Consider the following 18919-nt stretch of genomic DNA (forward strand, 5'->3'; position numbering starts at 1 on the left):
GCGGCTTTGGTGGTGGCGGCACGGTTGGGTCCCGCCTCTGATTGCGAATCACGCTACTGTCAGATTATGGTTTTTCCTAATGTAGGATTACGGGAATTTCTAATGTAGGATTTCCGGCGCACTGGTGAATTACACGAACATCGCCAATGAGCTTGGCGTGAGCCCACGGACCGTGAAGGCGTGGATGTCCATTCTGGAATCAAGCTATCTGGCGTTCCACCTCATGCCGTTCTACACCAATGCCCGCAAGCAGGTGGTCAAGACTCCGAAGCTCTATTTCTACGACACCGGTCTGCTGTGCCATCTCCTTGGCATTCGTACGGTCGAGGCGCTGATCACCCATCCGAAGTTCGGCGACATCTTCGAGAACCTCATCATCGCCGAAACCATGAAACAGCATCTGAACGCCGGGAGGGACCCCCAACTGTTCTTCTACCGCGACGCCAGCAAGGTCGAGGTGGATCTGCTGGACTTCACCGACCCGAACAACCGTCTGATGATCGAAATCAAATCCGGGCAGACCTACCACGACCGGTTCGCCCGGCACCTGACCTTGATCGGCGACGTACTCGACGTGCCACGAGAACAGCAGTACGTGGTCAGCCGAGTCGAGCAAAGCTACGTATCGCAAGGCATCCATGTCACCACAGCCGCCGATTGGCTGACCGGCAAGCAACGGGACGGCGCATCGGCCCAATGACGAGGTGATTATCAAGAGCTCTCGGGCGTGCTGCCGGAACCAGGTGATTTCGGCAGCACGTCCGAGAGCTCGTCAATGGTATCGCCGGACCGTTTCAGGCCAGACGGATGCGGTTGCGGCCGGGGGTGAGGCTTTCGATGGGGCCGGGCGTCGGATATTCGCCGCGCGGGGCGCCGGTGAGGTCCGTATCGACGGCGAGCGCGGTGCCGTCCGGGTTCTCGTAGGGTTCGGTGACGATGCGCGGAGTGCCCAGCAGCTCGGTGCCCACCGTCACGGTCGGCAGGTCGAGCAGGCCCGGATCCACGTCCACGTCCAGCCAGACCGAGCCGTCCGCTTCCGCCGTGACGTGCGCCTGCGCCTTGGCGGCCAGACGATTGGCCTCCGCGACGCCATCGGGCCCGACCGGCTCGGCGGACGCGGCGCCCGCATCCGCACCGGTCGCACCGGCCACGGCCACGTACTTGTGCTCCTCGCGGTCGAATGAGGGGGCCACCTGACCGTCGCCGCCGCGCAGGTAGGCGTTGCCGTCGATGTACATCGGCTGGGGCACCTGCTCGAACATCTCCACGTCGCCCGGGTCGTTGACGTGCACGCGCTCCATGTATTCGGCCTCGGAGACCGGCGAGCCGTCGGCGTAGGCGGTGCCGCGATGCGTGACCGCGCTGAACTCCGGGCCACCCACGAACACGTTCTGGTAGAAGCGGTCGTCGCCGCCGTACACGCAGGCGTATCCGGCCACGGCGGTGGAATGCGGCAGGTGGTACGGCGTGGAGCGGTTGAGCACCTTGCGCGGTTGCACGGTGCCGCAGAACAGGTTGTGTACGAACGCGCTGCCCTGCGCCACGTTGTCCATGGCGTAGAACGAGCCGAACACGTTGTTGTCGAACAGGCATGGGCCGGAGGTGACCTCGATCATGAAGTCGCGCCAGTTGTCGTGGTAGATGTTGCGGGTCACGCGGGTGCCCTGCAGCTCCCAGTCCAGCCAGGTGCCCAACGTGCAGTCGTGGATGTGGTTATGCCGGATGACCGTGTCGATGGCGGCGTGGAACTTGATGCCCGCGATCTCATGGCCGAAGAACTCGCGCTTGATGGCGATGTGGTGGATGTGGTTGTCCTCGATGAGGCTGAACGCGCAGCCCATGTGGCCCACGATGCCGTTCTGGCCGCAGTCGTGGATGTGGTTGCGGCGCACGATGTGCCCGCCGACCGTCTCGCGCGACCAGCCGTGGCGGATGGCGCGGAACACCACCTCCTGCTGGATCTGGTAGCCGGGCTTGCGGCCGAAGCGGGACGCCTCGTTGTCGCCGGTCACGCCGTCCTTGCCCAGGCTCACGCCGGAGCAGCGGGCGTCGTGGATGTCGTTGTCCTCGATGATCCAGCCCTTCGACCAGTGCGTGCCGATGAGCCCCTTCTGGTCGCCGGTGGGCGGGGCCCAGCCGCATGCGGCCTGTGCCAGCTCGAAGCCGCGCACGGTGATGTAGTCGCGGCCCGGAAGCTCCGGATAGAAGCAGGTTTCGCGCACGTTGATCTCGGTCAGGTGCCCGTTCGGGTCGACGTCATGGAAGTTCGCCCAGATCTCGGTGACGTCGCCGCCTACCTCGGCGTGCCACTGCCAGACGGTCTTGGACGGGTCGTCGATGGGTTCGGTCACGGACACCCAGTCCGGCCCGTAGCCGAACGTGCGCGGCTTGGCGGCGGCGACGGCCTCCACGCTGGGCGCCTCGTACATCGAACGGCCGTCCAGGTACACCTCGCCCAGGCTCATCGTCCAGTCGCTCGGCCGCTCCAGCCAGTCGCCGCGGAGGGGCTTGGCGAACGGGTTGAACCCACCGAACACCGCGTTCGGCACGCTCACATGCCACACGCCCGGCTTGCCGGCCACGGGCTCCCAGCCCGAGACGACCTCGGAGCCCTTGATCACCGCGTGCTCGCCGGGGGCCGCGGCGTAGGTGATGCGCGTGAATTCGTTGAGTCCGCCCAGGGCCGGGCTCACCTGCTCGCGGTAGACGCCCTCGTGCACCAGCACGGTGTCGCCGGGGCGGGCCACGGCCGCTGCGGCCGATATCGTGGCGAACGGTGTGGCCTCACCGCCGTCCTGTACCGCGGCACCGACCGCCGCAGCCGAAACATGAAGTGTGCGCTGAGTCATGTCAGCATTCCTTTCGGATTGAAAAAGCTTGGAAAAGGGCGCGTTGGCCCGGACCCTCCCCATGAGCGGGGTCAGGGCCTACGCGCCCGAGGGTTTGCGATCTACTTGCTGAATCCGGCGGTCAGGCCGGCGACCATCTGCTTGCGACCGATGATGTAGGCGGTCAGGATCGGAATCACCGAGACCACCACGGCGGCGAGGATGCCGGGGATATCCACGGTGAACTGGCCCTGGAACGCCCACAGGCTCAGGGTGATCACGCGGTTCGAGGAGCTTTGGGTCAGGATCAGGGGGAAGAGGAACCCGTTCCAGACCTGCAGCGCGTCGTAGATGGAGACGGTGATGATGGCCGGCTTGATCATCGGGATGGCGAGCCGCCACATGATCTTCCATTCGGTGGCCCCGTCCACCTCCATGGCCTCGAACAGCGACTGCGGGATGTCACGCAGGAAGTTGCACAGAATCATGACGGTGATCGGGATGGCGAAGCCCACCGAAGGCAGGATGATGGCCCAGAGCGTGTCGTACAGGCCCATCTGGATGATCAGGTAATACACCGGGATGATGGTGGCCTGCATCGGGATGGCCAGGCCCGTGATGATCACCTTGTAGATGGCGCGGGCGCCGGCGTCGGCGCGGCGGGTGATGGCGTACGCGGCCATCACGGTGACCAGGAGGATCAGCGCCACGGTCACGATGGTGACGAACAGCGTGTTGCCGATGTACAGCAGGAAGTCGTTGGCGAACACGCGGCCGTACGCGGCGAACGTGAAGTGTTTGGGCAGGGAGAGCGGGTTCTGGGAGTAGATCTCGCTCTGGTCGCGCAGGGACGTGACCACGATGTAGTAGATCGGGATGACGATGAGGGCGAACCAGAACCAGCCGAGGAATCCGCCGACGATGTTGTATTGCTTGTTCTTGATGCGAATCATGATTGATCAGGCGCCTTCCATCTGGCTTTCCATCTTGTCCGAACCGGACAGCTTGTTGAGGATCAGCGACACCGCGATGCCGAGGGCGAGGATGATCACGCCCACCACGGACGCACCGCCCATGTCGTAGCTCTTGAAGCCCTTGAGGTACATGTCGAGCGGCAGGATGCGGGTGGCGTTGCCGGGGCCGCCGCCGGTCATCACGTACACCAGGTCGAAGTAGGTCAGCGAGCCGACGATCATCAGCGTGGAATCGGTGGCGAAGGTGTACTTGAGCTGCGGCAGGGTGATGGAGAAGAACTGGCGGATCGGGCCGGCGCCGTCGATGGTGGCGGCCTCGTACATGGTCTGCGGAATCTGGCGGACGGCACCCTGGTAGAGCAGCGAGTGCAGCGGGATGAAGCACCAGGAGACCACGAAGATCACGGTCCACAGGGCGGTCTTGGGGTCGCCGAGCCAGTTGTGGGCCAGCCAGCCGATGCCGAACGCCTTGCCCACGCCGAAGTTCGGGTCCAGAAGGTTCTTCCAGGTGATGGCCACGGCGGTGGAGCTGAAGAGCAGCGGCAGGAAGTAGAAGACGGCGAGGAACGCGCGGTACTTCTGCGTGCCGGCCATGAAGGTGCCGAGCAGGATGCAGATCGGGGTCTGGACGGCCCAGCTCACGATGGTCAGGATGATGGTGAGCTTGAAGGCGTTCATGACCAGCGGGTCGGAGAACATGCGCACCCAGTTGCCCAGGCCGTTGAAGGTGATGGCGCCCAGGCCGTCCCAGTTCATGAAGGACAGCACGAGCACGCCGACCAGCGGAATGAGGGCGAAGATGCCGAAGAAGATGAGGGCCGGGGCCGTGTACCACAGGGACGGACCCTTGTGGAGCTTGCCGGACTTGGTGGATTTGGCCGCGGTTTTGGCGGATTTGTTGGATGAAACGGCCGCGCGGGCGGGCTTGGGCTGTGCGACGGCCTTGGAAACGAATGACATGATGTCCTCTCTTGTCACTGGGCTCCCCCCGCTGCGGTGCGGGGAGGAAGCCATAGGTGCCGGCGGGCGGGGCCCGGAACGTGGACGGAAGCGGAGACGGGAATCGACGAGCATCAATCGTCCCCGTCCCGTGCCCCCGGCCGCCGGCGGCAGTCGGATTTACAGGGTCTTGTTCATCGCGTCCGCGAACTGCTGCGGGGTGATCTGCTTGAGGAAGACCTGCTCGAGGTTGTTGAGCAGCGCCTGGCCCTGGTCGGCGGGCAGGGCCACGTCGAGGGAGAGCTGGTAGTTGGAGGCGTTCTTCACGGAGTCGTAGACGTAGGTGAGGAAACCGGTGCCGTCATCGGCGGACTTGACCTTGTCCTCGATGCCCTTGACCGGGGGCACGCCGCCGCTGGAGAGCAGGCCGTCCACGATGCCGTCGGAGTAGGTGTTCTCCTTGAGGTACTTGATGGCGGTCTGCTGGGATTCCTTGCCCGCGGAGGCGGCCACGGACCAGTAGTTGGCGAGGTTGCCGGTAAGCATGGACGGGTCGCCCTTGCCGCCTTCGACGGCCGGGAAGGCCGCGTAGCCAAGGTCGTTCTTGGCGAAGTCTGCGTTGATGGTGCCGAAGTCGGCGTACACCCAGGAGCCCATGAGGTCGAAGCCGGCCTGGCCATTGGCGAGCAGGGCGGTGTCCTTCTTGTCGTCGGCGGACATGGACTGGTAGCTGTCGCCGAACGCGCCGGCGTCCACGAGGTCCTGGATCTTGGTCATGGCCTCGATGACGGCCGGGTCGGACCAGGCGTCCTTCTTGCCGTCGAGGATGTTCTGCATCACGTCCGGGCCGCCGATGCGGTCGATGAGGTAGGCGGCCCACATCAGGTAGGGCCACTTGCTGCCGCCGGCCAGGGCGATCGGGGTCTTGCCGGCGTCCTTGAGCTTGACCACGTCGTCGAGCAGTTCGTCCCAGGTCTGCGGGGCGTCGGAGATGCCGGCCTCCTTGAGCACGGCCTTGTTGGTCCACAGGATGGCGGGCTGGACCTGGCCCACGGGCACGGCCACGAGCTTGTCGTCGCGGTAGCCCTCGGCAGCCACGGAGTCGAGCACCTTCTCCTTGACCACGGAGTCCAGATCGGAGGTGAGGTCGATGATGTTCTTGTTGGTCCAGTAGTCGGTGACCGGGGAGCCGCCCCAGCTCAGGACGAGGGTGGGCGCGTTGCCGGAGCCGATGGCGGTGCGGATCTTCTCCTTGTAGGAGTCGTTGGCGAAGGACTCGTTCTTGATCTGCGCGTCCGGATTGGCCTTGTTCCAGTCCTCGAAGGTCTGCTGGACGGAGGCCCACGTGCTGTCCGTGAGGCTCCATACGGTGGCGTTCGCGCCGGTGGCCTTGGCGGAGCCGCCGCCCGGCTGCGCGCCGCATGCCGCGACCGACAGCAGGGTGGCGCCGGCCGCCACTGCGGCCATGAGCCTGATCGCCTTCGTCTTCAATGTGCCTTTCATCTGTTCCTCCTCGAACTTTGGCTGCGTCAACAACGACTTGGCTTGATTGGTGTGGATGGTGTTGGTTTCCACGGCTGTTCGTTCAACCGATGGCTTAACTATATACTGAGTGAGTACTCAGTTCAACTCAGTTGCGGCGTGTCTCAGTCGAGTTGAGGAGCGCTGGCGTGAACGTTAAGGCAAACATAAGGGTGATTTTGCGCGAAACGCTGATTTTTCAACGCTTTTTGCTTATTCCTCAAAGCAATTGCGCTGCTCGTGGCACGACATGACCACACAAACGAAACACGGGTGCTGTGGCGAATTCACTAGGAATCGCCACAGCACCCGTGTACTTTCGTATATTTAACTGAGTCTTTACTCAGTTGCTTTTCAGGCCACCGAATCAGGAATCACCCGGTCGATGTAACGCCTCCAAAGTCCAACCAAATCAAGGGTTCGCCCGCTCCTGAGCCAACGGAACTGCAGGCCGTCCATGGCAGCCAAGGCCTCGATGGCCACAGCCGTGGGGTTGTCAACCTTGTCTCGTTTAGCGGCCTGGCGGTATTCGTTGAGCACCCACTGCTCGCGATCCTGGAAGTACTTCCACGCCGGATGGTCCTCGCTCAGGGACTCCCCCTGCAGCACCATGTACAGGCGCACGATCTCCGGACGCTCCATGTTCATGCGGCAGGTGGCCATGGTGAGGTCCTTGAGGCCCACGGGGAACGGGTCGCCCTCCAGCTTCTCCAGCCCGAGGCTCTCGCACAGCATCATGCGATCGGCTTCATCGCGGTGTTTGAGCACCGCGATGAGCAATTCGTCCTTGGATTTGAAGTGGTAGAGCACGCCGCCTTCGGTGATGCCGCATTCGTTGGCCACGTCGCGCAGGGTGAAGCCGTGGAAACCGTATTCGCCGATGAGCAGCGTGGCCGCGTCGATGATCTGCAGCAGCCGCTCCTGCGTGGGGATGCGCTGGTATTTGTTTCCGGTCTGCTTGCGTGGCATGACGTGCTCCTTCATTGGCGGTGTCGCATGGGTCCTGTACTGAACTATAGTCAAGTTCAGTTCAGGACACACCTATCGCGGCTCCTTCAGTCGCGGTCGAGCACGGCGGTGAGTGCCCAGAGGATGCTCACCACGTCGATGGCCTCCTGCAGGAAGGCGCCGACCACCACCGGGATGAGGTTGAACGCGGCGGCCACCATACCGACGACGGCGAGCGCCAGGCCGGCAATCACAGCCTGCAGCATCACGCGCTTGGTGCGGCGGGCGATGGCGATGGCACGCGGCACGGCGGCGATGTCGTCGTTCATGATGACCACCTGCGCGCTTTCCGAGGCGGCGGTGGAGGTGCCGTCCGTGATGGCCACGCCGAGGTCCGCCACGGCGAGCACCGGAGCGTCGTTCACACCGTCGCCCACCATCATCGTGACCGGACGGGCGGCCTTGCGATTGCGATGGTTCCCCGCGTCGGCACCGTCGTGCGCTACGTCCGCCCGATCGCCGCGGATCCGTGTTCCGGCCCATGGCTCCCCCTCGGTCGCGGCTTTGACGGCGGCCACCTTGTCTTCCGGGAACAGCTCGGCGTGCACCTCGTCGATGCCGACCTCGCGGGCGATGATCTCAGCCGAGGCACGCTTGTCCCCGGTGAGCATCGTGAGCTTGGAGACGCCCAGCCCATGCAACGCGGCGAGCGCCGCCTTGGCGTTGGCGCGCGGCACGTCGCGCAGCACGATGCGAGCGATCAGACGACCGTCCACGGACACGTAGGACGCCATCTCGTCCGGCTCCAGCATCCCGAATCGCGTGCGGGCGTCATTCATGACGCGCTCCGCCGTCAGGAAGCCATCATCGCGAGCCGCCGCGAATGACAGCCTGCCCACGCGCACCATATGCCCGTTGACCTCGCCGGACACGCCCTTGCCGGCCTCCTCCTCAACATGGCGGACCACCGGATAGTCGCGGCCATGGCCGGGCCAGCTGGCCTCCGGCTCCGGGCATGCGCGCTGCCCGGCCGCGAACCGCGCACGCAACCGGCCCATCGCCTCGGCACCGGCCTTGGCGATGCCTTTGGACAGGATATGCACCGAATAGCCCTCGACCACGCCGGCCATCATGAGCACGTGGTCCTCGTTCAGGCGGGTCTCAACACCCGGCAGCATCTCCACACGCACCACCTGCGGCTGCTTGACGGTGAGCGTGCCGGTCTTGTCGAAGAACACCTGCGTGACCCGGCCGAGGTTCTCCAGCACGTCCTGCGTCTTGATGAGCACGCCGTTTCTGGCCAGCCGGCCGGTGCCGGCTACGTACGCCACAGGGGCGGCGATGAGCAGCGGGCAAGGCGTGGCCAGCACCAGCACCTGCGCGAATCGCGTCGGGATGCCGGAGACGGCCCAAGCCACGCCGGCGATGACCAGCGCAAGGATGGTGAACGGCACGGCCAGCCTGTCCGCGGTTTTGACCACGGCCGGACGCGACTCCTGCGCGGCGGTCACGAGCTGGAGGATGCGCTGGTACTGGGAGTCGGCGGCGGCCTGCGTGGCGCGCATGGTCAGCGTGGTGGAGCCGTTCACCGCACCGGACATCACGCGAGCGCCGGCGAACACCTCGCGCGGCACCGGTTCGCCGTTGATGGCGCTCAGGTCCAGCGTGGCCGTGCCGGAGAGCAGCTCGCCGTCCACCGGCACGGTCTCGCCCGGCAGCACCATCAGTACGTCGCCCGGCTGCACCTCGCTCACCGGGACCGTAGTGAAGTGCTGTGCGGCGGACGTTACCGCGGCGGATCGCATGGCGGTTTTCGCCTTGTCGATGGCCGGGTCGCAGGCTTCGGGGTCACGGCCGGTGATGACGCAGGCGGGGAATGACGCAGCGGCAGCCGTTGTGGTTGCGCCGGGCAGGCTCCCCTCAGTCGGCTTTGCCGGCAGCTCCCCTCGGAGAGGGGAGCCGAGATTACCCGTAGAGGTACGGCGGAAGCCGTCGGCGGGAGCGGGAACGGCATCGCCCTTGCGGGCATTGTTAGCGTTACCGGTGGCGTCGCGGCCCACGCCGGGCAGCGTCACCACGTGCGCGGTCTGCGGAGCGGCCTTGACCAGGGCGGTCAGGCTGTGCTCGGCCTTGTTCTGCGCGTATTCCTCGATGGCCTCGCCGGACGTGATCATCAGCGTCACGGCCCAGCTGGCCCAGTATTCGTGGACGGCCACGGTGGACAGCATCGCCATCACGGCCAGCAGGTCGACGCCCACCTGGCCGTGGCGCAGGTCGTCGATCATGCCGCGCACGGTGTCCGTCACAATCACCAGCACGAGCGCGATGACCAGCCACTGGCCCACGCCGGGGTCGCCGAGGACGGGAATCGCAATCGGGGAGGTCACGGACGCGCCGGCCGGACCGGCAAAGGCGGCATCCCACGGACGCCAATCGCCCAGTAAGGCCAGCGGAATCGAGGCGAGCACCACCACGGGCAGCATGGGTACCAGCCGGCAGACGCGCACGGCTGCGGCGAACAATCGTCGGAAGAATCGGATGAGATCACTCATCATTGCTCCTTACTCTCGTATACGGGGCCGATTCGGGCGGTGCGGGTATGCGTATGCGTGGCCCGGCCGGAATCGGCACTGTGGTCACGCCTTGTTAACCCACCGGCGTCTATGCCGGGCAGCGGGCCCTTGCCAAGCCCAAACCGCTCCCGCGCGACCTTCCGATACACGGCGTAAAGAATTCGGTATTCAGTTATCGCAAGTTCGTTGCACCTGCCATGGTGCCCGAGACGCCGGACTTTCGACGCGCAGACGCAAAAGGACCGTGGGGGTCAAGCCCTCCACGGTCCTTTGGTTGTCCGGCATGGCGCTCAGCGGTGGCCGCCCAGCGTCATGCGACGTCTGGATTTACCAGAGGCCGAACGGGTCGGAGAAGCCGCCGTCGTCACCGGTGCCGCCGTTACCGTCGGAACCGTTGCCGTAGCCGTTGTTGCCGTTGCCGTTCTGGTTGTTCTGGTTGTTGTTATTGCTGTTGCCGTTCGAGTTGGAGCTGGACGAACCGTTCACGGACGATTCCTCCTGATCCAGCGTGACGTCCACGTCCATGGTCTTGCCGTTGCGCACGATGGTGAGGGTCACCTTGTCGCCGAGGGCGGCGGCACGGACGTAGCCGAGCAGCGAGTAGTTGTTGTTCACGGCGTTGCCGTTGAAGGCCACGATCGTGTCGTCGGCCTTGAGACCAGCTTTGTCGGCCGGGCCGCCGGAGACGACCGCGGAACCGCCGGTGGACGGTGTGGTGATCTTGGCGCCGCCGCGGGTCACGCCGTCCGCCTCGACGGTGGCGGAGGAAATGGTCACGCCGAGGGCGACGTGCTTGACCTTGCCGTCCTTGATGATCTCGTTGGCCACGCGCTTGACCAGGTTGGACGGGATGGCGAAGCCGATGCCGATGGAGCCGGCGGAGTCGGAGGAGGTGGCGGTGGAGGCGATGGACGAGTTGATGCCGATCACCTGGCCGGCCGCGTTGAACGTCGGGCCGCCGGAGTTGCCGGGGTTGATGGCGGCGTCGATCTGCACGGCGTTGGTCACGATCTCGTTGTTGTTGTCGTCGGTCACGGTCACCGGGCGGTTGAGGGCGGAGACGATGCCGGTGGTGGCGGTGTCGTCGTAGCCGAGCGGGTTGCCGATGGCCATCACGTTCTCGCCCACCGCGAGCTTGTCGGAATCGGCGAACTCCACGGCCTTGAGGTCGCTCGGCGGATTGTCGAGCTTGATCACGGCCAGATCGGTGGTGGTGTCGGTGCCCACGAGGGTGGCGCTGTAGATGTTGCCGTTGGCGAGCGTCACCTGGATCTGCTGGGCACCGGAGATCACGTGGTTGTTGGTCACGATATGACCCTCGGTGTCGAGGATGGCGCCGGAGCCCTTGGCCGTGCCGTTGGAGAGCGTGGTCTGGATGGAGACCACGGAGTTGGACACGTCGGAGGCCACGGAGGTCCAGTCGACGGCCTCGCCGCTCTTGGCGGTGGCCGTGCCGGAGCCGGACTTGTTCGAGGTGATGCTGGACAGCGAGCTCGTGCTGGGCACGGAGACCCAGCCGTTGGTGATGGCCGCGAAGCCGAGGCCGAGGCACAGGGCGGCGGCGACCACGGCCGCGATGACGGCGGTGAGCACATAGCCGAACGTTTTGGAGACGGGCTTGCCGGCACCGGGCTGACCGGGCTGGCCCGGCAGCGGGCCGTTGCCGTTCGGAGTGCCGGGCGCGCCGTTGCCCACGAACATGCCGCCCTGGGCCGGGTTCGTGAACGGATTGCCGTTGTTGGCGGGATTCTGGCCGTTCTGCGGACCGTTGGCGGGGTTGGAGCCGGCCGGCGCGAACGGGTTGCCGTTGCCGGTGGGCTGCGGGTTGTTGGTGAAGTACGGGTTGCGGTTGCCCTGCTGGCCCTGGGGGGCCTGGTTCTGTGCAGCGGGGGCGCCGAACGGGTAGTTGTTGGCAGCGTTCGGGGTGCCGGCCGACTGGTTCTGGGTGGGAACCGGTCCATACGCGCCGTATTCCGGGGCCGGACGGTAGAGCGGGGCCGTGGGGGCGGTCTGGGATGCCTGAGCGGCGGAATCGTGCGGCAGCGCGGTGGTCGGCGTTGACGGGGCGCTGGAAACCACGGTGCTCTCGCCCTTGGCGGAGGCGTAGTCCGGAATCGGCTCGGTGACGGCGGTCTGTTCGGTCTGCGGCTGGGCAGACGCCTCGTTGATGGCGGGGGCTGCCTGCTCCCCGGCCGGGGCCTGCGCGGCCTCATTGGTATTGCTGCTCTGCGGGGTCTGGTCGACGCCCTGCGGGTTGAATTCGTCAGCCATTGCTGCTCCTTTGTCTACATTCCAATCACGTTCATCGGCGCGCGGCTGCGGATCGTTCACTGCCAAAATCCGTTGGGCTGCGCGCCTCTCGTTCGCTACCTCTGTAGTAAAGGCAGTCAATCTGGAGGTTTTCTGAACGTTGGTTGGGAGTCTTGGAGTAATCATCGCAGAGTCTGATGAGCATCACGCTTACGAGGGGCCGATTCGGGATTTTCCGGAGATCCACCTGCGCTACGAAGGGCTGCCCCACCCTTGCCAAAAAGCCTCATAAGGGCTTGAAACGGCGGATTTCGGGTTGGTTGAGGAGAAGCGAATCCCCTCGCAACGCGGATGGATGTTCCGAACACCGCGCAACCGCCCTTCGTAACCCGGAAAGCCCGAACATCTTCACATTTTCTGGCCCTTCTGCCTAAAGTGAAACGTATGAGCGAACCTACAGCGACAGGCCTTCTTGACCATCCGCGCGGCGCGGAAGCCGGCAAGCCCGGCGATCGCAGCGCCTTCCATTTCGAGACCATCACCCGTCTGCCCTCCTCGTCCGAGGGACTGGGCCGCGACGGCGCACGCTACGGCCGAACCGGCATCATCCACACGCCCCACGGCGACATCAAGACCCCCGCATTCGTGCCGGTGGGCACGCAGGCCGCCATGAAGGCCGTGCTGCCCGAACAGATGAAGGATCTGGGCGCGCAGTGCCTGCTCGCCAACGCCTTCCACCTGTTCGAACGCCCCGGCGAGGACGTGCTGGACGCGGCCGGCGGCCTCGCGCGCTTCATGAACTGGGACGGCCCGACCTTCACCGATTCGGGCGGCTTCCAGGTCATGTCCCTGGGCGTGGGCTTCAAGAAGACGCTGGCGATGGACGTGACCGGCATGAAGTCGGACGACATCATTGCCAAGGGCAAGGAACGCATGGCGTGGGTGGACGAGGACGGCGTGACGTTCAAGTCGCCCCTGAACGGCGATGAGCACCGCTTCTCCGCCGAGATCTCGATGGGCATCCAGCACAAGCTCGGCGCGGACATCATGTTCGCGTTCGACGAGCTCACCACGCTGATGAACACGCGCTCCTACCAGGAGGATTCGGTGGAGCGCACCTTCCGCTGGGCCAAACGATGCGTGGCCGAGCACGAACGGCTGACCGCCGAGCGTCTGGGCAAGCCGTACCAGGCGCTGTACGGCGTGGTGCAGGGCGCGAACTACGAGGACCTGCGCCGTCACGCGGCCGAGCAGATCGCCTCGCTGGACTTCGACGGCGTGGGCATCGGCGGCGCCATCGAGAAGCGCATCATCGGCAACACGTGCGCGTGGATCTGCGACGCGATGCCGGAGAGCCGTCCGCGCCACGTGCTCGGCATCGCCTCCGTGGACGACATCTTCGCGTGCGTGGAGAACGGCGGCGACACGTTCGACTGCGTGGCCCCCGCCCGCTGCGCCCGCAACGGCGCCATCTACACGCGCTCCGGCCGGTACAACATCAAGCGCGCGCAGCACAAGTTCGATTTCGGGCCGCTCGAGGAGGGCTGCGACTGCTACACCTGCCGGCACTACTCGCGCGCGTATGTGGATCATCTGCTGCGCGCCCGCGAGTTCAACGGGTTCACGCTGGCCACCATCCACAACGAGCACTTCTTCGTGAAGCTGCTGGACGACATCCGCGCCTCCATCGACGGCGGCTACTTCGACGAGTTCCGCGACGAAACGCTGGCCCGCTTCTACGGCAACGGCGAGCGCAAGCCGGGGCTGTGATCCTGTAAGCGGCCGCGTATGGCGGCATCGGAATTGACTGAAGACTCCCCTCATCCCGCGCATGCGGCCGGCTGAGGGGAGTCTTCGTATGCCCTCCGCGATATGACCGCATCGCACAAGACGATCAGACTGCGGCATTCCGGACATGTGTTAACGATGCCTTGGAAATACTGGGATTCCGGCGCGACACGCCGAGGATTGTACAATCCGCGATGAGGGTGTAAGTTAGTCGATTGTCTGCGAGTGTGGCGGAATGGTAGACGCGCTGTCTTCAGGTGGCAGTGAGTGTATGCTCGTGGGGGTTCAACTCCCCCCACTCGCACCAGCAAGAAAGGGCTGGAACCGAAAGGTTCCGGCCCTTTTGCTTTTCACCGACTTTGAGCATACCGGCGGCGTCAGCGCGTTGTAACGGCGGCCGGCACGAATCTGCAGTGCTCAGAACGAGGACTGCGCCGAGTCCGCCGCATCCGGCACCAGCAGATACTCGCCTCGTTCGTAGTACTTGGCCGCTGGGTGCACAGGAGACGCATCCGAGCCGGATTGGTCGGCGGCAAGCCCCACCAGACGAACCCGGGTACCGGAAATCAGTAGGGTGACGCGGGCCGCATCCCCTCGATCTCCGACCTTGCTGCCTGCGGGATAGGCGTACACGTCGATGCTGCGATCACCGGAGGCCGGGCGGAACAGCAGCGTCCGCACCGGCCTGGACAGCCACGAGGGCGCCATGCTGTCATTGTTGGAATCCGTATGGTCGTCGCCGCCAACGATTTCGTAGCCTTGCGGCTCGAACAGCGCCGTCTGCACGCCAACCAATCCCTCCGGCATATGCGCCCGATGCCAGAACACCTGCGCCTGTGCAAGAACCCGTGCGATGACGAACGTCACGCCGGCGAGAATCAGCGCTTCGACTTTATGGTCTTCGAAATGGTTGAATATCTCCCGCGTATACGGAATCGCCATGACGATTACGACTGCCACCGTCCAACAGCCGAAGAAAAGCAGCGCCATCGCGATGCCACCCACCGGCTTCATGCCATTCCAAGCCTCACGGCCGACGTCTTCCCGCCCCTCGAACCAGGCGCCCATATCCGCATCCATAACCCGATTATGGCGGGCCGGCGGGCCGGAATCGCGCGAGCTCGGATGAATAGTCGATGAATCGCGCGGCGGGTCGTTCCCGTTCGCGTTCGGCTGCCGGCCTCAGGCCTTGCGCGCGAGCTGCACAGCTGTGCCGGAGGCGGTGACCATGAGCATGGAGCCGTCCGTGCCGAGCACCTCGTAGTCGATGTCGACGCCGACCACCGCATGCGCGCCCATCGCCTCGGCACGCTGCTGCATCTCGGCGATGGCCTCGTTGCGGGCGTTCAGCAGCTCCTCCTCATAACCCTGGCTGCGGCCGCCGAACACGTTGCGGAAGCTCGCGCCGATGTCCCTGAACATGTTCACGCCCGAGACGACCTCGCCGAACACGATGCCCTGATAGTTGGTGATGGTGTATCCGTCGACGGATGGCGTGGTGGTGACGAGAATCATCGTGGGTCTCCTTTGGCTCGCTGGTTCAATCGGTATCCATAACCCATACTGGCTGAACCGCTTGGTATTGGCAAGTGCTCTTCAGTAGCGGCAAACAGCCATACGTTGGCTTTTCTGCATCATTTTCTGCACCATAGGACGGTTTTCTGCCTCATATTGGCGTGATTTGATGCAGAAAACACCGCGAAAGACGGATCTACAGACCAGTCGTATAGCACATATGCTATATTCGTGGCATGAAGACGATTGGGGAACTGCGCGAAGAACGACTGCGCGCACATATCAATCAAGCCAGCGTGGCCGCGATGATGGGGACCACGCAGTCGGCAGTGTCTCGCGCAGAGCGCGACGGCAACCCAACACAGGACTTCCTGCAGCGCTATGAGAACTCGTTACGCAGCATCATCATGGGCGATACAGGTACTGGTCACGGCGCCGCAGTCCAGCCACTCCCGGATCAAAGACCAGCCGGCAATCCGAGCGCTTCTCATGACAGCACACTCGAAATCGTCACATTACGACTGATCATCTCCCAGCTCGTCGAGCGATACGACATCGCGGACATGTACGTTTTCGGCTCCGTGGCGCGCGGTGAGGCACGACCGGATTCCGACGTGGATTTGCTGTATCGGCTCAAACCCGGCGCTTCGCATTCGATGATGACAATGCAACGGCTTACTGACGACTTGGAATCGATGACCGGCCGCAAGGTGTCGCTGACTTCATACGACTCGCTGCTCCGCAACGCGCAACGAAGCCGGGCCAGCCAACGATTCCTCGAACACATCGCCAAAGACATGATTAAGGTGGCCTGACACCCATGAACGACGTCCTACACCAGGCGGGTTACCGGGATAGCACCGCGCCCATAATTCATAGCGACCAGCTCTTCCGTGACCAAACCACCCTTATCCGCCTGCTGGAGCATCTCAACCATGCCATCGAAGACGCGCGAGGCACCCAATCGCCCGATGATCTGTTCGCCGATCGCATGCGCTTCAATTCCGTCGCCATGGAAATGACGCAGGCTCAGGAATGTGCTCGCCGGCTCTCCGGAAGCTGCCGTCAGTCAATGCCGGACTTGCCTTGGGCCGAGCTCCGCGCGCTTCGCAACGTACTGGTTCACGATTACGACGAAATCGACGTTGAATCACTCTATGACACCGTCATGCACGATGCATCGGAGCTGGCGGCACGACTTCGCCCCATCGTAGACGCCATAGATTCCATGTGAACGATTAGCCCCGGTGCGCCGGACCGGGCTTGGGGCGGACCTTGACAGTGAAATAGTCGGCCTCGATTTTCCAGACGGACACGCTCATGAGCTGGGCGTCGGTGAATTCGACGTGCGGCATGTGCGCCTGCTGGGCCATGAGGGCCTGCAGACCACGGCGGCGCTCGTCCAGGCTGTCGACCAGCGAGGCGGCGCCGTTGCCGACGATCGACTTGAACGCCTCGCCCCAGTTGCATGCGGTCCGGCCGGCCACCACCTCGCAGTCGGTCTGCATGGTAAAGGCGACCGGGAGGCGATTGCCGGCGGCTCGAATCGCGTCGAGCTTGCGGCCGCGCGGGGCGGAGTGGAACCAGAGCGTCAGATGGCCAGGCGCACCGGCAGGATCGACGCGATTGCCGGTCGCCGCGGCGGCATTCGTGCCAATCGAATCAGCCAGGTCAGTCAAATCAGTCAAGCCGGTCGAATCAGTCAAGCCGGTCGAATCAGTCGTACCCGCTGAATCAACCGAACCAGCCGGACCATTCACGACAACCACGCCAACCGCACCCGCCGCATCAGCCGAGTACTCATACCCGAAGTTCAGCGGCACGATGGTCAGTCCCTCGGCGTCCGCGTACGCCATCTCCACGACGTCGCAACCGTCGATAATCGCGGCGATCTGCGCGGGATCGGTCACCTCGCGATCGGCGCGGCGCATCGGACGATGCTCGCCAGCGACCGTATGCTCGTCTTCCCGCTTCCTCGGCCGCGGATGCGCCGGATATGCCGAGCCGGTTTCAGCAGCCGGCGGCACGTTCTCCATGCTCATGACTCGTCGCCCTTCGCGGCGTTGGCGGCACCCGTATCGGTGCCATCCACGGCGGGAATCCAGTCGCCGTAACCCTCGGCCTCCATCCGCGAGCGCGGCACAAACCGCAGGGCCGCCGAGTTCATGCAGTAGCGCAGGCCGCCGCGGTCGGCCGGGCCGTCCTCGAACACATGGCCCAGGTGAATCTGCGTCTCCGCCGTGCGCACCTCGATGCGATCGCGGCCGGGAATGCGATGGTCCTCATGCTCGGTCAGCAGCGAATCGGAAAGCGGGCGAGAGAACGCCGGCCAGCCGCAGCCGGAATCGAACTTGTCGCGCGAGGAGAACAGCGGCTCACCACTGACGATGTCCACGTAGATGCCCGGCTCGAACTCCTCGTCGTACTCGTTGACGAACGGACGCTCGGTGGCGGCGTTCTGCGTGACCGCGAACTGCTCCAGCGTCAGGTCCCAGATCCGTTCCACGTATTTCTGGCGGCGCTTCACGTTCGCGATGGCCGCGATCGGCACATGGCAGTAGCCGCCGGGATTGTTGATGAGATAGTCCTGATGATGCGCCTCGGCCGGGTAGAAGTTGCGCAGCGGCTCGACCAGCACAGCAGGACGCTGCGGCTGGCGGTCCACCAGCTGTTCCAACGCGGCGATGTACACGGACTTCTGCGCGTCGTCCGCGTAGAACATGCCGGTGCGGTACTGGCGGCCGGTGTCCTCGCCCTGACGGTCCACGGAGAACGGGTCGATGACCTCCAGGAACAGCAGTGCCAACGTACGCAGGCTCACCTGCGACGGGTCGAACGTGACCTGCACGGTTTCGGCCGCGTCCGTCGCGCCCGAGCAGACCTGCTCGTAGGTGGGCGATTCCACCTTGGACTGCGCGTAGCCGACCGTGGTGTCCGTGACGCCGTCGACGTTCTGGAAGTACCGCTCGAGCCCCCAGAAGCAGCCGCCGGCGAAGTATGCGATCTGTGTTGAAGTACCGTTGTGCTCGCTCATGGAATTCACGTTACTACGAGCCGAACGTCCGCCAGCGGGAACGTTCACCAGCCTGCGTCCATGGGCATATGCTGATGGGTATGACGAATACGGATGACAAGCGCCCACAGCGGAACGGCGGCTCTGCGCCAAAAGCGCCGAAAGCAACGAAGACGGCGAAAGGCACATGGACCAAGGCATCGGGGCCGAAGCAGGCCCGGGCGACCATCATCGGCGCAATCGCGGTGGTTGCGGTCGTACTGGTCGGCATCGGAATCTTCGTGAGCTGGGGACTGGCGGCGATTGCCGCGATCATCATGATTCCGGGCGCGATTTCGCTGGCGATTCTGGCCCATCACCCGGAATCGACCGGCGGGCGCAGTATGCTCGGCATCTCCAACCCGGATACGCTGCTCGACCCGCTGCGCAGGCCGTCCGAGCGCCGGGGCAAGTAAGAGGAAAGCTAAAAGGCTCCATTACACCGAGAGTGACACGAATCCGACGGAACTACCCCTCAGTCGGCTCCGCCGCCAGCTCATCCTGCGATTAATGACGAACTCCTGTCAATCC

The 18919-nt window shown here is 64.4% G+C and carries 15 protein-coding genes, 1 tRNA gene and 1 pseudogene; 6 read left to right on the forward strand and 11 right to left on the reverse strand.

The features are described 5' to 3' along the window. Positions 1-112 precede the first annotated feature (112 nt). Positions 113-700 (forward strand): annotated as a pseudogene (locus JS536_RS00905) (DUF4143 domain-containing protein); the annotation flags it as partial. 94 nt (positions 701-794) lie between these two features. Here JS536_RS00905 and JS536_RS00910 read toward each other — a convergent pair. From JS536_RS00910 to JS536_RS00940, 7 genes are all read right to left on the reverse strand, one after another. Then, positions 795-2849, reverse strand: coding sequence for a right-handed parallel beta-helix repeat-containing protein (locus tag JS536_RS00910; RefSeq protein WP_214355431.1), 2055 nt, complete (start codon positions 2847-2849; stop codon positions 795-797). Positions 2850-2950: 101 nt separating this feature from the next. Further along, positions 2951-3781, reverse strand: a complete 831-nt coding sequence (locus JS536_RS00915; RefSeq protein ID WP_109055986.1) for a carbohydrate ABC transporter permease — start codon at positions 3779-3781, stop codon at positions 2951-2953. Positions 3782-3787: 6 nt separating this feature from the next. Further along, a complete protein-coding gene (locus JS536_RS00920; RefSeq protein ID WP_109055985.1) occupies positions 3788-4762 on the reverse strand; it encodes a sugar ABC transporter permease in 975 nt (324 codons plus the stop codon). Between the two features lie 159 nt (positions 4763-4921). Next, a complete protein-coding gene (locus tag JS536_RS00925) occupies positions 4922-6316 on the reverse strand; it encodes an extracellular solute-binding protein (RefSeq protein WP_214355432.1) in 1395 nt (464 codons plus the stop codon). Between the two features lie 300 nt (positions 6317-6616). Beyond that, positions 6617-7231 carry a TetR/AcrR family transcriptional regulator gene (locus JS536_RS00930; protein ID WP_214355433.1) on the reverse strand — a complete coding sequence of 205 codons (615 nt, stop codon included), beginning with the start codon at positions 7229-7231 and terminating at the stop codon, positions 6617-6619. Positions 7232-7317: 86 nt separating this feature from the next. Further along, complete coding sequence (locus tag JS536_RS00935; RefSeq protein ID WP_214355434.1) at positions 7318-9762, reverse strand: heavy metal translocating P-type ATPase; 2445 nt, start codon at positions 9760-9762, stop codon at positions 7318-7320. Between the two features lie 348 nt (positions 9763-10110). After that, entirely contained in the window at positions 10111-12054 is a 1944-nt protein-coding gene (locus JS536_RS00940) for a trypsin-like peptidase domain-containing protein (protein WP_214355435.1), read from the reverse strand. A gap of 423 nt (positions 12055-12477) precedes the next feature. Between JS536_RS00940 and tgt the strand changes: the two genes are divergently transcribed. Beyond that, positions 12478-13803, forward strand: coding sequence for a tRNA guanosine(34) transglycosylase Tgt (gene tgt / locus JS536_RS00945; protein WP_214355436.1), 1326 nt, complete (start codon positions 12478-12480; stop codon positions 13801-13803). A 239-nt stretch (positions 13804-14042) separates the two neighbouring features. Beyond that, a tRNA-Leu gene (locus tag JS536_RS00950) sits at positions 14043-14128 on the forward strand. Positions 14129-14238: 110 nt separating this feature from the next. Here JS536_RS00950 and JS536_RS00955 read toward each other — a convergent pair. Together JS536_RS00955 and JS536_RS00960 are read right to left on the reverse strand one after the other, a co-directional pair. Continuing rightward, positions 14239-14889, reverse strand: a complete 651-nt coding sequence (locus JS536_RS00955) for a hypothetical protein (RefSeq protein WP_214355437.1) — start codon at positions 14887-14889, stop codon at positions 14239-14241. 114 nt (positions 14890-15003) lie between these two features. Beyond that, positions 15004-15336, reverse strand: a complete 333-nt coding sequence (locus tag JS536_RS00960) for a putative heavy metal-binding protein (RefSeq protein WP_109055977.1) — start codon at positions 15334-15336, stop codon at positions 15004-15006. Positions 15337-15572: 236 nt separating this feature from the next. Between JS536_RS00960 and JS536_RS00965 the strand changes: the two genes are divergently transcribed. After that, positions 15573-16151 (forward strand): XRE family transcriptional regulator, encoded by a 579-nt coding sequence (locus JS536_RS00965; protein WP_214355438.1) that lies wholly within the window; start codon positions 15573-15575, stop codon positions 16149-16151. Positions 16152-16156: 5 nt separating this feature from the next. Continuing rightward, positions 16157-16570, forward strand: coding sequence for a HepT-like ribonuclease domain-containing protein (locus JS536_RS00970; protein ID WP_214355439.1), 414 nt, complete (start codon positions 16157-16159; stop codon positions 16568-16570). Positions 16571-16574: 4 nt separating this feature from the next. Here JS536_RS00970 and JS536_RS00975 read toward each other — a convergent pair whose 3' ends face one another. Both JS536_RS00975 and msrA read right to left on the reverse strand, forming a co-directional pair. Continuing rightward, entirely contained in the window at positions 16575-17372 is a 798-nt protein-coding gene (locus tag JS536_RS00975; RefSeq protein WP_214355504.1) for a flavin-nucleotide-binding protein, read from the reverse strand. Positions 17373-17374: 2 nt separating this feature from the next. Beyond that, positions 17375-18379: a peptide-methionine (S)-S-oxide reductase MsrA gene (gene msrA / locus JS536_RS00980; RefSeq protein WP_214355505.1), complete on the reverse strand. Its 1005-nt coding sequence runs from the start codon at positions 18377-18379 to the stop codon at positions 17375-17377. Positions 18380-18450: 71 nt separating this feature from the next. Between msrA and JS536_RS11725 the strand changes: the two genes are divergently transcribed. Beyond that, a complete protein-coding gene (locus JS536_RS11725; protein ID WP_240544180.1) occupies positions 18451-18804 on the forward strand; it encodes a hypothetical protein in 354 nt (117 codons plus the stop codon). Positions 18805-18919 lie beyond the last annotated feature (115 nt).

Source organism: Bifidobacterium sp. SO4 (genome assembly GCF_018555355.1).
Classification (GTDB): domain Bacteria; phylum Actinomycetota; class Actinomycetes; order Actinomycetales; family Bifidobacteriaceae; genus Bifidobacterium; species Bifidobacterium miconisargentati.

Excerpts from the sequence above, each read along its gene's own strand:
- JS536_RS00910 (WP_214355431.1), bottom strand. The coding sequence starts at position 2,849 with ATGACTCAGCGCACACTTCATGTTTCGGCTGCGGCGGTCGGTGCCGCG.
- JS536_RS00915 (WP_109055986.1), bottom strand. The coding sequence starts at position 3,781 with ATGATTCGCATCAAGAACAAGCAATACAACATCGTCGGCGGATTCCTC.
- JS536_RS00920 (WP_109055985.1), bottom strand. The coding sequence starts at position 4,762 with ATGTCATTCGTTTCCAAGGCCGTCGCACAGCCCAAGCCCGCCCGCGCG.
- JS536_RS00930 (WP_214355433.1), bottom strand. The coding sequence starts at position 7,231 with ATGCCACGCAAGCAGACCGGAAACAAATACCAGCGCATCCCCACGCAG.
- JS536_RS00935 (WP_214355434.1), bottom strand. The coding sequence starts at position 9,762 with ATGAGTGATCTCATCCGATTCTTCCGACGATTGTTCGCCGCAGCCGTG.
- JS536_RS00940 (WP_214355435.1), bottom strand. The coding sequence starts at position 12,054 with ATGGCTGACGAATTCAACCCGCAGGGCGTCGACCAGACCCCGCAGAGC.
- tgt (WP_214355436.1), top strand. The coding sequence starts at position 12,478 with ATGAGCGAACCTACAGCGACAGGCCTTCTTGACCATCCGCGCGGCGCG.
- JS536_RS00955 (WP_214355437.1), bottom strand. The coding sequence starts at position 14,889 with ATGGGCGCCTGGTTCGAGGGGCGGGAAGACGTCGGCCGTGAGGCTTGG.
- JS536_RS00960 (WP_109055977.1), bottom strand. The coding sequence starts at position 15,336 with ATGATTCTCGTCACCACCACGCCATCCGTCGACGGATACACCATCACC.
- JS536_RS00965 (WP_214355438.1), top strand. The coding sequence starts at position 15,573 with ATGAAGACGATTGGGGAACTGCGCGAAGAACGACTGCGCGCACATATC.
- JS536_RS00970 (WP_214355439.1), top strand. The coding sequence starts at position 16,157 with ATGAACGACGTCCTACACCAGGCGGGTTACCGGGATAGCACCGCGCCC.
- JS536_RS00975 (WP_214355504.1), bottom strand. The coding sequence starts at position 17,372 with ATGGAGAACGTGCCGCCGGCTGCTGAAACCGGCTCGGCATATCCGGCG.
- JS536_RS11725 (WP_240544180.1), top strand. The coding sequence starts at position 18,451 with ATGACGAATACGGATGACAAGCGCCCACAGCGGAACGGCGGCTCTGCG.